This is a genomic window from Ekhidna sp., from assembly GCF_965228795.1.
Lineage (GTDB): Bacteria > Bacteroidota > Bacteroidia > Cytophagales > Cyclobacteriaceae > Ekhidna.
This window is the reverse complement of sequence record NZ_OZ245839.1, coordinates 1,388,249-1,401,757: the sequence shown is the minus strand read 5'-3', so window position 1 is coordinate 1,401,757 and position 13,509 is coordinate 1,388,249. Positions and strand designations below refer to the sequence as shown.

Annotated in this window: 11 protein-coding genes; 8 read left to right on the top strand and 3 right to left on the bottom strand. The window is 39.1% G+C overall.

Annotated features, from left to right (window positions below; translation table 11 throughout):
• Window positions 1-20: 20 nt before the first annotated feature.
• The 7 genes from pyrF to ACQK2H_RS06520 all read left to right on the top strand — a co-directional run bounded on the left by pyrF (window position 21) and on the right by ACQK2H_RS06520 (window position 6,583).
• On the top strand, window positions 21-836 hold the full coding sequence (pyrF, locus tag ACQK2H_RS06550) for an orotidine-5'-phosphate decarboxylase (protein WP_425390655.1): 816 nt from the start codon (window positions 21-23) through the stop codon (window positions 834-836).
• Window positions 837-866: 30 nt separating this feature from the next.
• Window positions 867-2,135, top strand: coding sequence for a DUF2851 family protein (locus ACQK2H_RS06545; protein ID WP_425390654.1), 1,269 nt, complete (start codon window positions 867-869; stop codon window positions 2,133-2,135).
• Between the two features lie 104 nt (window positions 2,136-2,239).
• Window positions 2,240-3,301, top strand: a complete 1,062-nt coding sequence (locus ACQK2H_RS06540; protein WP_425390653.1) for a hypothetical protein — start codon at window positions 2,240-2,242, stop codon at window positions 3,299-3,301.
• A gap of 33 nt (window positions 3,302-3,334) precedes the next feature.
• Entirely contained in the window at window positions 3,335-3,970 is a 636-nt protein-coding gene (locus ACQK2H_RS06535; protein WP_425390652.1) for an acetyltransferase, read from the top strand.
• Window positions 3,971-3,986: 16 nt separating this feature from the next.
• Window positions 3,987-4,604, top strand: a complete 618-nt coding sequence (locus tag ACQK2H_RS06530; RefSeq protein WP_425390651.1) for a hypothetical protein — start codon at window positions 3,987-3,989, stop codon at window positions 4,602-4,604.
• A gap of 76 nt (window positions 4,605-4,680) precedes the next feature.
• Complete coding sequence (locus ACQK2H_RS06525; protein ID WP_425390650.1) at window positions 4,681-5,649, top strand: rhodanese-related sulfurtransferase; 969 nt, start codon at window positions 4,681-4,683, stop codon at window positions 5,647-5,649.
• A gap of 73 nt (window positions 5,650-5,722) precedes the next feature.
• Window positions 5,723-6,583, top strand: a complete 861-nt coding sequence (locus tag ACQK2H_RS06520) for a nucleoside phosphorylase (protein ID WP_425390649.1) — start codon at window positions 5,723-5,725, stop codon at window positions 6,581-6,583.
• A 7-nt stretch (window positions 6,584-6,590) separates the two neighbouring features.
• On the opposite strand, the gene ACQK2H_RS06515 is transcribed toward ACQK2H_RS06520, so the two are convergent.
• Complete coding sequence (locus ACQK2H_RS06515) at window positions 6,591-6,860, bottom strand: hypothetical protein (protein ID WP_425390648.1); 270 nt, start codon at window positions 6,858-6,860, stop codon at window positions 6,591-6,593.
• A 25-nt stretch (window positions 6,861-6,885) separates the two neighbouring features.
• On the bottom strand, window positions 6,886-7,896 hold the full coding sequence (locus ACQK2H_RS06510) for a glycoside hydrolase family 113 (RefSeq protein ID WP_425390647.1): 1,011 nt from the start codon (window positions 7,894-7,896) through the stop codon (window positions 6,886-6,888).
• 167 nt (window positions 7,897-8,063) lie between these two features.
• Here ACQK2H_RS06510 and ACQK2H_RS06505 point away from each other — a divergent pair, with 167 nt between their 5' ends.
• Window positions 8,064-9,374, top strand: coding sequence for a hypothetical protein (locus ACQK2H_RS06505; RefSeq protein WP_425390646.1), 1,311 nt, complete (start codon window positions 8,064-8,066; stop codon window positions 9,372-9,374).
• A 2-nt stretch (window positions 9,375-9,376) separates the two neighbouring features.
• Here ACQK2H_RS06505 and ACQK2H_RS06500 read toward each other — a convergent pair whose 3' ends face one another.
• Window positions 9,377-13,414: a hypothetical protein gene (locus ACQK2H_RS06500; RefSeq protein ID WP_425390645.1), complete on the bottom strand. Its 4,038-nt coding sequence runs from the start codon at window positions 13,412-13,414 to the stop codon at window positions 9,377-9,379.
• Window positions 13,415-13,509: the final 95 nt, after the last annotated feature.

Genomic DNA, 13,509 nt, shown 5'->3' with positions numbered 1-13,509 from the left:
GAAAAATCACCTACTGATCAATGACACGTCAAGCGCTTTTCGAGCAGATTAAGAAAAAGGAATCATTTCTTTGTGTTGGTCTAGACACAGATATTAAAAAAATTCCGCAACATCTCCTTTCATCTGAAGACCCCATCTTCGAATTCAACAAACAAATCATTGATGCCACATACCAAAATGCAGTGGCATATAAGCCAAATACAGCTTTCTATGAAGCTCAGGGTGCCAAAGGTTGGGAGTCACTACAGAAAACACTTGAGTACATCCCTGATGACATTTTTACCATTGCGGATGCAAAGAGAGCTGATATTGGGAATACATCTTCCATGTATGCTCGAGCCTTCTTTGAAAACATGCATTTTGACTCAGTGACTGTAGCTCCATATATGGGATCAGATTCAGTAAAGCCATTCTTAGATTTCGAAGGAAAATGGGCAATCATTCTTGCTGCAACCAGCAATCCGGGAGGGTTGGATTTTCAGAACCTTCCAGTAAGTGAAAAAAATGAAAAACTTTATGAGCGTGTTATCCGGAAAAGCTCAGAGTGGGGCACATCTGATAACATCATGTATGTGGTGGGCGCCACACGTCCGGAGGCGCTGAAAGAAATACGAAAGCTTGTACCTGACCACTTCTTACTTATTCCAGGAGTTGGGGCACAAGGAGGTGATCTGAATGCGGTGTGTCAGAATGGTATGAATAAGCACTGTGGACTACTCGTCAACTCTTCTCGCGGTATCATTTATACTGATTCATCAGAGAATTTTACGTCTTCAGCAGGAAAAGCAGCGCAGGAAATTCAGCTAGAAATGGCACATATTCTTCAACGATTATAGCAGAAAACGTATCTTAGGCTATTAATCGACATGGACGAGCACTTTCTCCATTACATCTGGAAATACCAAAAATTTACCTCAGGAGATCTCTCCCTGGCAAATGGTTCTGGTCTCACCGTTTTTTATCCCGGAAACCATAACATGGATTCTGGACCTGATTTTGAAGAGGCCAGAATAAAAATTGACAATATCGAATGGGCCGGGCAAGTTGAAATTCATTTGCGATCTTCCGATTGGTATCACCACAACCATCAGAATGATTCTGCTTATGAAAATGTCATTCTCCATGTGGTGTGGGAGCATGATAAAGAAGTAAAAATCCTAAAGGAACCAATCCCAACACTCGAACTAAAACACATTGTTGATCCCCATTTAACAAAAAAATACAAGCATTACCTTCAAAATAATGATGAAATACTTTGCATCAATCAGATACAAAAAGTATCTCCATTGACCCTGAGAAGCATGCAAGACCGTGTGCTGATTGAGAGGTTAGAAGAAAAAGCCAATAGCATTTTAGAAAAACTAAAAGTCAACAATAACGATTGGGAAGAAACCACCTATTCAACACTTGCGGAGAACTTTGGATTTTCTACCAACAAAGAATCCTTTTCCAGATTAACACAAATTCTCCCATTTCGGATTTTAAAAAAAGTATTAAATAGCCATGACCAAACAGAAGCATTACTATTTGGACAGACAGGATTTTTAAGTACAGATAGAGATGAATATCAATGCTCACTTCGAACAGAGCATGCATACCTAAGCAAAAAATATCAGTTAAGTGAACCAATGGTTAAAGCTCAATGGAAGTTTGGAAAGATGAGACCTGCCAATTTTCCAACCGTTCGCATCGCACAATTTGCTTCAATGCTTTCTCATAATCCAAAGCTCTTTTCAACCCTGATTGAAACAACTGATATAAAGCAGCTCAAAAAACAGTTATTAACCCCAGTTAGTGACTATTGGCAAAATCATTATGATTTTGGAAAAGACCGAAATCGTCCATCCAAAACCATTGGTAACGGTTCTTTTGTGAATATTTTAATAAATACCGTTGCTCCACTTTTTGCAGCATACTCGAAATATTCCGCGAATCAGGAATACATGGATAGAGCTGTGGAATTGCTAGAATCGCTTCCGGCGGAAAGCAATCGAATCACGAAGAAATGGGCTTCCACCAATATTAAAATCAATTCCGCATTCGAATCGCAAGCACATATTCAGCTATTCAAGCATTATTGTCAGAAAAGGAGATGTCTTCATTGTAATATTGGTGTAGAAATACTTAATAGGTGATAAACTGGATAGGCCATATTGCATTTTTAAGTCTCCTGGCCTTTTTGGGTGCTAGATTCATAAAATCACTGCTGCCAACGTGGGTCTTTTGGATCGGGTTAATTTTGAAATTAACAGCCGGTATTGTGCTGGGACTTATTTTCTATGAATACTATGGCGCAGGGGATACCATCAATTTTTTTGAAGATGTAAAATCAATGAAGCCCAATAATGGGAGTGAGCCAAGAACACAGTTTTTTCTATTCATACTCAAACCTGTGGTACAATTCTCAAATGGATCTTACTGGATCACTTCTCTTTATTTTTCATTCTTAAGCTTCATAAGCTTCTGGTATGGTGTTGGCCTATTGATCCGACTTTTCCCTCAACTTAAATGGCTCATTGCCATTTCTTTTTTAATGATTCCTTCCATTGTATTCTGGTCATCAGGAATTATAAAAGACAGCCTGGCAAGCGCTTCGCTTATCATATTTATCTCTACATCCGTATTCTTTTATCATAAGCATAAAATCAATATTGTTGGTTTATTCTTAATGGTGATTAGTGCATTCGTACTGTTGAAAATCAAACATTACATATTAATCTCCGGGATCTTATTTATCGCTATCCTATTTTGCCTTACGCTTTTCAAACAAATGGGACTGAAATGGAAAGTAGCTTCCATAGTGATTTTTATGGGTGCTTTAAGCTTGACCCAGATTATCCACCCTTACTTAAAACTTGATCGCATACCCTGGACATTGCATCAAAACAATCAAGCAATACTGGATAAGTCAGACGTTGAAGATCAGCTAAACATTGAGTTAACTGAATCAAGTTGGAATGAGGTACTTAAGAATGTTCCCAAAGCATTACATGCCGGCTTATTTCGGCCTTCGATTATGGATAAGACACCAATCTGGGGATGGATACATCGGGGAGAAAATATAGTGCTCACAACCCTCATTATGATGTCCATCATATTGGCTATAAAATTGAAGCCCACTGTTGATTGGCCTCTCCTATTGGCAAGTATCTGCTGCATTCTTCTTCTTGCCATCATGCTTCCACTTTCTACACCAAATTTCGGAACCTTGGTAAGGTATAAGAATGCATATATGCCCTATCTCTTTTTAATCAGCAGCATTCTTCCATATCGATACCTTACTTCTCAAACGAAGGAATAATCGCTAATTTTGCGCCTTCAAAACAAGAAGGACATGGAAAAACCGGTAATCATTTTTGGATCAACAGGAATAGCTAAAGCAGCTTTAGAAATCTTCAATTCAAATAACATTGTTGTATATGGATTTTTGGATGATGATGAAAAAACCCATAACACAGAAATCAATGAAGTAACAGTGCTTGGAGCTACGGATGATCATGGATTCACCAAACTTCTTGGACAAAAATGTGAGGCTTTTGTTGCTACTGATGACAATTCACTACGAAAGGAATATGTCGACTATTTGATCGAAACACGTAAGGTAATGCCAATGAATGCCGTCCATCAAAAAGCAACGATTTCGGATTCCTTCAGCATAGGTCATGGCAATTTTGTGAACGCCGGAGCAGTACTTTCAAATGATTCTAAAATGGGTAATCACAATGTGATCAACTCTAAAGCAATTATTGAGCAGGATGTAGAGATTGGTGATTTTGTTCAAATTGGAGCCGGATCTGTTATAAACACCAAAGTGAAAATCGAAAATGAGGTATTCATCGGGTCAGGTGTGACTGTGGTAGCTGGTGTGAAAATCGAAAAAGGCGCAAGAATAGGAGCCGGATCGGTAGTGGTTGGTGATGTGAAAAAAGGACAAACCCTTTTCGGTAACCCGGCCGTGGAAGTGAAGTAATGCGTATCTTCTGCGCATGAAGTCAAAACTCCTGATAATTGCTCTCCTTTTCTTACTTACCAGCTGTGTTCCTGAAGGTCTGATGCGTACATGGAGCACCACTGAAGAATATGATAAGAAGTTCAACAGTATACTTATCATGGGCCTCATCAACAACGTAAACCTTCGTAATGAAGTAGAGAATGAGGTGGTTTACACAGGAAGAAAATTTGACTTGCGCTGCATTAACGGCATGTCTATGTTTCCTCCGGAGCTTGGTAAACCATTTGAAGATGTGGAGCGTGCAAAAGAACGAATGCGGCAGAACGGACATGATGGGGTCATTACAGTGGCTCTTGTGGACATCAATGAACCCCGATATGTGCCGTCAGATTTAGAGTATGCTCCACTTGTTTATTATAATCGATTCGGCAACTATTTCTTCCGAACATATGATCTTGTTTACCGACCCGGATACTTTACACGGGATACCAAATACTTTATTGAAACCAACTTTTACGAATTGAAAGTCGGCAAATTGATATGGTCTGGTCGATCAACCATTTTTACTCCTGAAGAATTGGATCGCTACCTGCCTACTTATTCGAAAGGGCTAGTCAAAGAATTGAAATTACAGCGAATAATTCAAGATTGATCTCATTCTCTGTTTTCCAAAGAAACCTTAATTTTGCGCCCGTATTAACACCCTGCTGAAACAGGGCTTGGTTATTATGGAAAAACATTACGTATTACTTTATTACTGCTACAGTAAGATTGAAGATCCTGAACAGTTCAGGGAAGAACATCATAAGCTTTGTTTAGAGTTAGACCTTAGAGGACGTATTATCGTGGCTTCTGAAGGTTTAAACGGTACCGTTTCTGGTACTCAGGATGCATGTGAAAAATACATGGATGCTGTGACCAGCGATCCTCGATTCGCTCATACCGAATTCAAAGTTGACACCAACGATCAACCAGCATTTGAAAAAATGCATGTCAGGGTAAAACCAGAAATTGTTCATAGCTCTCTGCGAGAAATTGATCCTACCAAAAAGACAGGGGGTTATGTTGAGCCTGAGGAATTCAGAAAGATATTAAAAGAACAGCCTGAAGACACCATCATCCTCGATGTTCGCTCCAACTATGAGCACATGATTGGCAAATTCAAGAATGCGCTCACCCTCGATATTGACAACTTTAGAGATTTTCCTGAAAAAATCGAAGAGTTAAAAAAGTTCAAGGACAAGAAAATTGTTACTTACTGCACAGGTGGAATCAAATGTGAAAAGGCAAGTGCCTACCTACTTGAGCAAGGCTTTGAAAATGTTCATCAATTGCATGGAGGGATAATAAAGTACGGATTGGAAGCAGAAGGTGAAGACTTTGAAGGTAAATGCTATGTCTTTGATAATCGCATCGTCAAGGATGTCAACAAAGTAAACCCTAAGGTCATCTCACGATGCTATGTAACAGATGAGCCCTGTGACCGAATGGTGAATTGTGCTAACCCACACTGCAACATGCACATCCCGATGAGCGAAAAGGGCGCTGAAATTTATAAAGGTTGTTGCTCAGAAGAATGCATGAACAACCCGGACAGAAGACCTTATGATGGAACAGGCTTTTATCAGAAAAAAATGAATGGGTACAACCCGTACAAAGGCTTAAAACGCAAGTCCGTCACGCAGGATTCAAATTAACTTTTAGTAATTTGGGGGTTATAAAGTGGTTTCCTGTTTACTTTTAGGAACACCATAGAAATCTGAGCTAGCTATGCCTCATACGTTTTCGGAGACTGACCTTATTCTCAACCCCGACGGAAGTGTTTATCACTTGAGCCTTAGACCCAAGGATGTCTCTGATAAAATCATTGTTGTTGGCGATCCTGGACGTGTGCATCGGGTTTCTCGTCATTTTGATTCGGTGGAATTTGAGATGAATAAAAGGGAATTCATCACCCACACCGGAACATACAAGGGAAAACGACTTACGGTCATAAGCTCAGGCATGGGAACCGATAATGTGGAAATACTCATGCATGAGCTTGATGCATTGTTCAATATCGATTTGGTACATCGAGAGCCAAAGCCCAGACGTAAGAAACTTCAGATCATACGAATCGGGACATCCGGTACTATTCGCGATGAGATAAAAGTAGGCAGCCACCTGGCAACTGAATACGCAATCGGTATGGACCCGCTGATCCACTTTTATGAATTCAAGCACAAAGGAAAGGAACGAAGAATCGTTGAGAAATTCCAGGAAGAAATAGGCATTCCTTATCAGCCCTACTGTTTTAAGGGCTCCACATCATTGTTAGAAAGATTCAAAGACTGCACCATTATTGGAAATACTGTGACTTGTCCCGGATTTTACGCACCTCAAGGACGTCAACTCCGTGTGCCAATTCGATTCAAAGATATCATTGAAAAGATGCAGTATTTTCATGAAGAAGATGTGTGGCTTACTAATCTTGAAATGGAGACTGCCGGATATTATGCGTTTGGTAAGCTAATGGGACATGAAATGCTAAGCTTGAATGCTATTATGGCTAACCGGGTAAAAACACAATTCGCAAAAGATCCGAACAAGGTGATTGATAGCTTAATTAAAAAGGTTTTGGATCGAATATAAGAGCGGTCTAGCTCTTAAAAAACACACCTATTGCCTTATTAATTGCCGCAGCTGCTTCATTCATGTGCTCGCGCGCTTCCACCCATTTTTCGTTTGACTTGGCAGATCGGCTATTTACCTGATCCTCAAGTTTTTCTTTTTGAGCCTTCAGTTTTACTATTTGCTCTTCCATCTCTTCAGAAACTTTGCTTCCGGCACTTTTCGTTTCCTCGACCAGATGATCAATCTTCTTACCTAGTTCGGCAAGGATATCTTCTACTTTTCTCTTTTCACTCATACGCTTAAATGGTTGGATTGGAAAATTAATGCATTTTGTCGTACCATTTGGCTATCACTTTTTCAGCAGGCTTGTGCTGAGGTGTCCACTCGGTCCCTCGCCAATGTCCATGACGTGAGGTAAAATGCCACTTCCACAAAAAGCCACCAGCAAACCAATCTTCGCTTGTTAAAGCCATGTAAGTCGCTTCATATGCATCAGCCTGAAGTTGATGATTGGCATTCTCTTCAGATTTATCGGTCTCCCAATGTTTGCCTGCTGCACCATTCGCACTTTGAAAACCATACTCGGTGAATAAGATTTTTTTATCCCATTTTTCTGCAAAGCTTGCTAAATCATTTTTTATTGGCTCCCACCCGCTTTCTATTTCATTGATGGTAGGATGATTGCCATCAGCCAATGGAAAATAAGCGTCAATCCCTATGTAATCCACTGCATCCCACCAACTAATATTTTCATAGTTATCCCAATTGGCAGCATAGGTAAGCTTCCCGTTGTAAATCTTTCTTACATCAACAATCAACCTTCGCCAAAATTCCGGACGCTCTTTGGCCGGTATTCGATACTCTGTACCAATACATAAGATTTCAACGTTCATTGAATCAGCAACAGTGGCATGATTAAGAATATAAGCAGAGAAGTCTTGCTCCCATTTTTTCCATTGTTCCTCTGAGGACAAATTAAAGTCTCCTGTCCACCCTTCTCCCCGAACCCAAACATGTGGTTTCAGCATTACTTTCAGTTGATGTGCTTTTGCATATTCTATGAGGGTGCATGTACCATCTGTTTGCTCGCCCCACCATTGACGTTCATGATCAAACGTCACAGCCGGTTCTCCTGCTCTGGAAAATCCATAGGGAATTACTGCTACCCATCCGGCATTGATCCGCTTTACCTCACCCATCTTCTCCGGTGTTATCTTCCTCGGAGGATTAACCAGACTTACACCATTGATCATAGGTTCTTTTCCTGCAGGCAGCAATACCATTGCCGCTACTCCCAAAGAGAGAAAAAGAAAGATCACAAACAAACGCATAAGGAAAGATACGTTTAGATTTTATTAGAAGTTGATAAATACGATTCAATAAGTATAAACTAGCTTGGTGAAGGTTGATAGAGCCTTACCGAATTCAACTTACTACACTAAATATCTATATTTTAGCCAGCTAAATCATTCTATCACTAAACACGCTATACTACTCCATGAATGTATTTTTACGAATGACATGCGCTATGCTGTCATTGTGCCTCCTTATTTTTCTTAATTCTTGTTCAAAAACTGAAGTACCGACTCCTGAACTTGATTTCACTATCGAATCAACTCCGGGATTCGAGGTAGAATCTACCTACGAAAACGGATGGATTAAAGAGGCTTATCAATATGATGATAACATTGGGGTAAAAATGGCCGAATTTGAATACCATGAAAATGGTTATATCAAACATTGTAAGAGTTATACTTTTAGCAATGGTCAATATTCGGTAGCATCTCATTACCTCGCAATGGAAGTTACCCGGGATGAAAGTAACCTACCTATTCAGTCAATCTACTACAACCCGGATGACTCAAAACGAGCAGAAATTATTTATGAAAAAGGATTAATAACGGAGAAGAAAATCTACGATGATGATCAAACCATTATTTGCTCCTATGAAAATGGAAGAATTGAAACCGTGACCAGTAATCTGAATGAAGGAGTAGTCCAGATTACGTATCATCATTTCAACGAAACAAAAACCATTTCCATAACAAAAGAAGGTGAATCAATATTCGAAGCTGATATTCCGATTTTTTCTAAAGTGGGAGAAGGCCTGAGTAAGATCGATCATCATCCACGAGCCAATAGATTATCTGAGGAAACAACCACGGAAAACATACTAAATAGTACGTTTTCATCAAGTATAACCTATAAAAGTGTATTTGAGCCGTACAGAATTATGCCGGTTCCAATCATTTACGGCCAGAGTAGTTTTTCTGACTTACTCGATGGCTATTTTTCCAGGGATTTTGATTTATTCAGAATGATTGTTGAGGAGTTTCCGTATTTCGAAGATGGATTTCTTCACAGTGGTTTTAATATTCTGAGCGATGAAATTACCATTATCCCAAGTATTGCCACTTCTGAGGCTGTCAAAGTGGAAATGAATGAGGATGTAACATCATTTCAATTGAAATATGGTGATGAGTTTTTGAGGAAAAGAATTTTCGGAAAATATGGATTTACAATTGGAACGCTTCGCAATCTACCGAGCGATCCTTCACTTAGAGAACAACTAAAAGATCTTGCTAATAAGAAAACAAATTATATCCTCAACAATAGCGAAGCGCTTACAATAGAAGAAGAAACGCTATTGAGTAATATATTCTTCGAGTTGAAAATGCACAGTCCTGTTTTGGGCATTCATGGCATGGTCTTGTCCTCTCAATCAGACTATTTAAGTGCCATCTCTCAAATTGAAAACAACGACAATTACGTGATTCAGAAAATATTTAAAGGGTACGATCTTCTTTAAGCTTACTCCGTCTGACGCTCAAATTTCTTTTCTGCTTTATCCGATTTATGAACACCTATGCTGCTTACTGCTCCACTTAACAGCGCTTTCCCCCAATAATTAAATATGGCTCGTGAGGTGTCTCGCTCATGAAAAATCGTTCCTTTTCTTAGAAACAACAGGTAGCTAGGGTTCTTACTTTTCACCACGAATGTATTAGCAAAGAAGGTTTTGATACCCTGACCAAACCCCTTCGTGTCATGCGTTTTCACATTGAGTATCTGAACTTTTAAATCATCATACCTGAATCGCATTTCTCCTCGTGCCAATTCATCGTTTGCATTGAAATTAAAATAAAGGTCCTTAGCAAAGCCACTTTTAATGTTCACATTGGCTACAGGCCCCAACATTCGATTCATTGAATCTAAAGGGAAATCTGTAACCCTCCCATTCAAGGAGAATGTTTCATCCGGAGCTTTCATATTAAATGCTCCATCTACTTCAAACCTTCCGGCCCCCATCAGTTTACCGTTCGCCGATAATAGCATCATTTCATTGGAATTGATTTCGGCATTCCCAACATTGACCAATTGAGCGTTTAGCTCATCAAATGATATTTCACCATGAGTGAAATAGTTTTCGGGCTTTTCCTGATAGCGAATGGTTCCTTTCAAATTAATGGTATCAACTTGAAAAAGCTGCACCATTTCTCTGATGGATTGCTGAGGTAATGGCTTCACCTGATCTTCAGGAAACGGCACACCTTTATCCCTATAGATAAGTGCATCCAATCCATTGATAGCTACTTTTTCCGTTGCATACCTTGTCCCTGAAATCAATGCGTCCAGGTCAACTTTGTAGACATAAACACTTTCAATCGCGACATCAAACCAATCCGACTGCTCAGAAATCATATTGGAATACTCCTCATAAGTGTACGCCGACTGAAGACTCAACCCTTCCAACGCCAATGTATTCTCCGGGTAGTCAAATTGATAATGATCCAGTGAAAATGTATAATCATCGGGAAGTGGCAATTCTAGTGGTCCAGCTTCAATTGTTAATCGATCTACTTTATCAGCTAAATCAGCGACATCAAGTGTATCATTAGACAGAAATTTATCCATTGAAATGCTACCATTCTGCAAATGATAATCTTGATGTTTTATTGAATCAATAAAATGCCAGTCAATACCATCTAAAGATACATGACCGATTGAGATGGGGGTAACTATTGGATTTCCTTCTCCTTTTGGTTCGGTAGGATAACTATAACCTGTTGGGTTTCGAATGATTAAGGAATCCATATGGATGTTTCCAGGCTCGTAAAGTGATTGCACGTCAAATGACTTGAATTGAATGGAGGGCGCTTTAATAGCAATGTTCTTAAACGCAGATAAAAAGTAGACTGAATCCAATTCAAGGTTCTTGTTCGTAGAGGAATACTGTACATCGCCAACGCTCACAGAATCACCAGACGCCAGAATTGGATTGATCGATTTTGAAGAAAATAAAATTGAATCAGAATAAAATGAGCCTTTTTCAAAAGCTTTATCCAACGGAAACTCTAGTCCATAAATCAGTGCGTCGATTCCGGAAATTGAAAGTGATTGAAGTGATTTACTTTGGTTTAGATTTAATGAAACCTCGCCTGTATCAATTCTAATTAGCTGAACAGCCATAGTAAATGAATCTTTGCCTCTTACCGAATCAGCTGCGTCTTTTTTTGCTGCAGGTTTGACCCGAATTAAAGGATTGGAGAGGTGAATTAAATTCGCATATAGATGATTCTCATCAAAAAAATGAGCTTGTTCAAAGTCTGTTAAACGCAAAAAGGGAATAGCGGCATCCAGTTGTATAATGGAAGAATCCGACCGATCAAGCGGCTCTATTTTCAAATCATCAAATTCCATTTGACCTTGCAGGGTGTCATACTTCCATTTTGCAATATTTACCAGATGATTGTGTTTATCAGACCTTATTAGAATGTTTTCTATGCCTGCACTTCTGAATGCTGTGCTATCACCAATAAACACATCGGCATCTAATCCATCCATGCTTAAAAGCATTGAATCTAAGCTTCCTCTCAGCCTTCCTCCACTAATGATTACTTCCTTTTCTTTACCCAAGTCAAACCCATTGCTTTTCTTTTTTGATTGTATGTCAAATTCTATATTCGGATTGATGAGCATAGCACGGGTAAATGCTGTGTAATTTCCAACGATCAGACTGTCGATGATCACTCCACTGATTTGCAGGGAGTCGAACTGTGCATTTACTTGTTGATTGTCTTTTTTAATAGCAATATCCCAGTCCAGCAGCTGAAACGAAGACATACTTTCGCTTACAGAAAGCCTTGATCCCCCAACCTGAATGCTATCTCTATCAAATGAAAAGCCGGTAACCTGTAAATCTGATTGTTGAATGAGTCGTTGAAAATTTCTTGTGGCTTTATTAATGTGGAAGTCCTTTACATTAAGATCAATATCATCAATTTCAATTCCTTTGGGCAGCTTTAGCTCAAAATCGTCAAAACTTAGTTGATCGATGGAAATCTCCCTGAAGTATGGAGCCAAAGCCTGATATAAGCGCTGGACGGTCATGGCCTCTTTTTCAGTAGCGCTCCCTGTATTCTTCACTTCAAGAAGCGCATTGGGTACTTTAAAGCTGCCTACATTAAGTACCTTGTCAGCAATTGCTCGCTGAAAATCGATGTTTTTTAGAAGAAATAATGGAAGTTTTACGTCAACCAATACCTTGGCCTCATTACCTGCTCGCTCATGACTAACCGTTAAGTTTTCGAATCGCAATTCCGAATCGAAAGAACTAATTCGAAGCAATTCAAAATATGCGGTATGCACACTATCCGGTAGTAGGTAGGTGTAATTATGGATATCGAGCTCTATGTCCTCGAAATACCTAAATCGATGATCAAATCGATAATTGCTGGTATCCAAATGAATATTGTAGAATACCATATTGGATTCATCCACTTTAAATCGCTGATATTTCTCCACTCCATCTATTTTCAAATCTACCTGAGCATCATTGATGGTAAGCTTTCCTACATCTAGTGATCCGAAAATTTGGAATATAAGAGCGAGCAGGGAGTTTTTATCATCTCTGCTACTTCCTGCGGAGTGTGATTCATCGTCCACAAAAACAGTGGGCTCATCCAAAATTAACTCATCAATAATCAGGTGGTTTTTTTGGTAAGCTGCCACATAATCAATCCCTTTCAAGCTAAGAGTAGGGACATGGATGTCATAGACATTGAAATCATTATTGCCTTTAAAAGTTACACCTGTGGATGCTTTCGGGTTAACGCGAAGATTTTCAAAAGTCAGAATGGAATCGGACGTTGATAGTAGAAATCTATCAAAGGAGATTTCGTGAATACTATCTGGTAGGTGAAATAGCTGATTTTTGATTTCAAGCTCAATTTGTTCAGAATAGAAAACCTGGTTTTTTCTGGAAACAGAATCCATCAAAAGATTCTTTACGATGAAATTGATTTCTCCTAGTGCAAATTGATCTTCATCATATTTAAGCTCCCCATCCTGAATCCTGAAATAGTCAATCTTCAAAACTTTGAGGTAGTCCGAAATTGCCTGATACATATTGCCAGCTTCGAAGCTAAATTTTGTCTGCCTATCTGTCTTTAAGCTGATCATATCAATATTTGGATCCACGACACGCACACTTTTAATGATCAGCTCTTTTTCCAGGTATAGCGCATAAATGGATTCCAGATCTATGATCAATTCATCCAGTTGAATTTCGTAGATGTTATTTAAACCAAGGCTGGCAAAGTCTTTTGTAGAGTCAGCCTTCAATCGCAGGCCTTTTACATTGATTCTATTTTCGAACAGATCGAGATCGAGAGACTCGAAATTCAATTCATAAAATCCTTTCGTCTCTCTTTTGATAACCTCATTGAGAATATCTGCCGCGTAGTATTTTCCAATAAAAAACACCCCAAAACCAACACCTACAAGGAAGGTCACTACTCCCGTGTAAATCAGGATTTTTTTTGAACGGAAATTAGATCGGTTAGGCATATTTCGATTAGCCAATCAGCTATTTATGTAAAATAACTAAAGAATAGGAGATCACAGATAATGTATGAAAGTGAGTATGTAATCATCCAGTCTTT

What these genes read in the sequence shown, in the direction of transcription:
- ACQK2H_RS06545 (WP_425390654.1), top strand. Translation starts at nt 867, where the DNA reads ATGGACGAGCACTTTCTCCATTACATCTGGAAATACCAAAAATTTACC.
- ACQK2H_RS06525 (WP_425390650.1), top strand. Translation starts at nt 4,681, where the DNA reads ATGGAAAAACATTACGTATTACTTTATTACTGCTACAGTAAGATTGAA.
- ACQK2H_RS06535 (WP_425390652.1), top strand. Translation starts at nt 3,335, where the DNA reads ATGGAAAAACCGGTAATCATTTTTGGATCAACAGGAATAGCTAAAGCA.
- ACQK2H_RS06530 (WP_425390651.1), top strand. Translation starts at nt 3,987, where the DNA reads ATGAAGTCAAAACTCCTGATAATTGCTCTCCTTTTCTTACTTACCAGC.
- ACQK2H_RS06500 (WP_425390645.1), bottom strand. Translation starts at nt 13,414, where the DNA reads ATGCCTAACCGATCTAATTTCCGTTCAAAAAAAATCCTGATTTACACG.
- ACQK2H_RS06505 (WP_425390646.1), top strand. Translation starts at nt 8,064, where the DNA reads ATGAATGTATTTTTACGAATGACATGCGCTATGCTGTCATTGTGCCTC.
- pyrF (WP_425390655.1), top strand. Translation starts at nt 21, where the DNA reads ATGACACGTCAAGCGCTTTTCGAGCAGATTAAGAAAAAGGAATCATTT.
- ACQK2H_RS06515 (WP_425390648.1), bottom strand. Translation starts at nt 6,860, where the DNA reads ATGAGTGAAAAGAGAAAAGTAGAAGATATCCTTGCCGAACTAGGTAAG.
- ACQK2H_RS06520 (WP_425390649.1), top strand. Translation starts at nt 5,723, where the DNA reads ATGCCTCATACGTTTTCGGAGACTGACCTTATTCTCAACCCCGACGGA.
- ACQK2H_RS06510 (WP_425390647.1), bottom strand. Translation starts at nt 7,896, where the DNA reads ATGCGTTTGTTTGTGATCTTTCTTTTTCTCTCTTTGGGAGTAGCGGCA.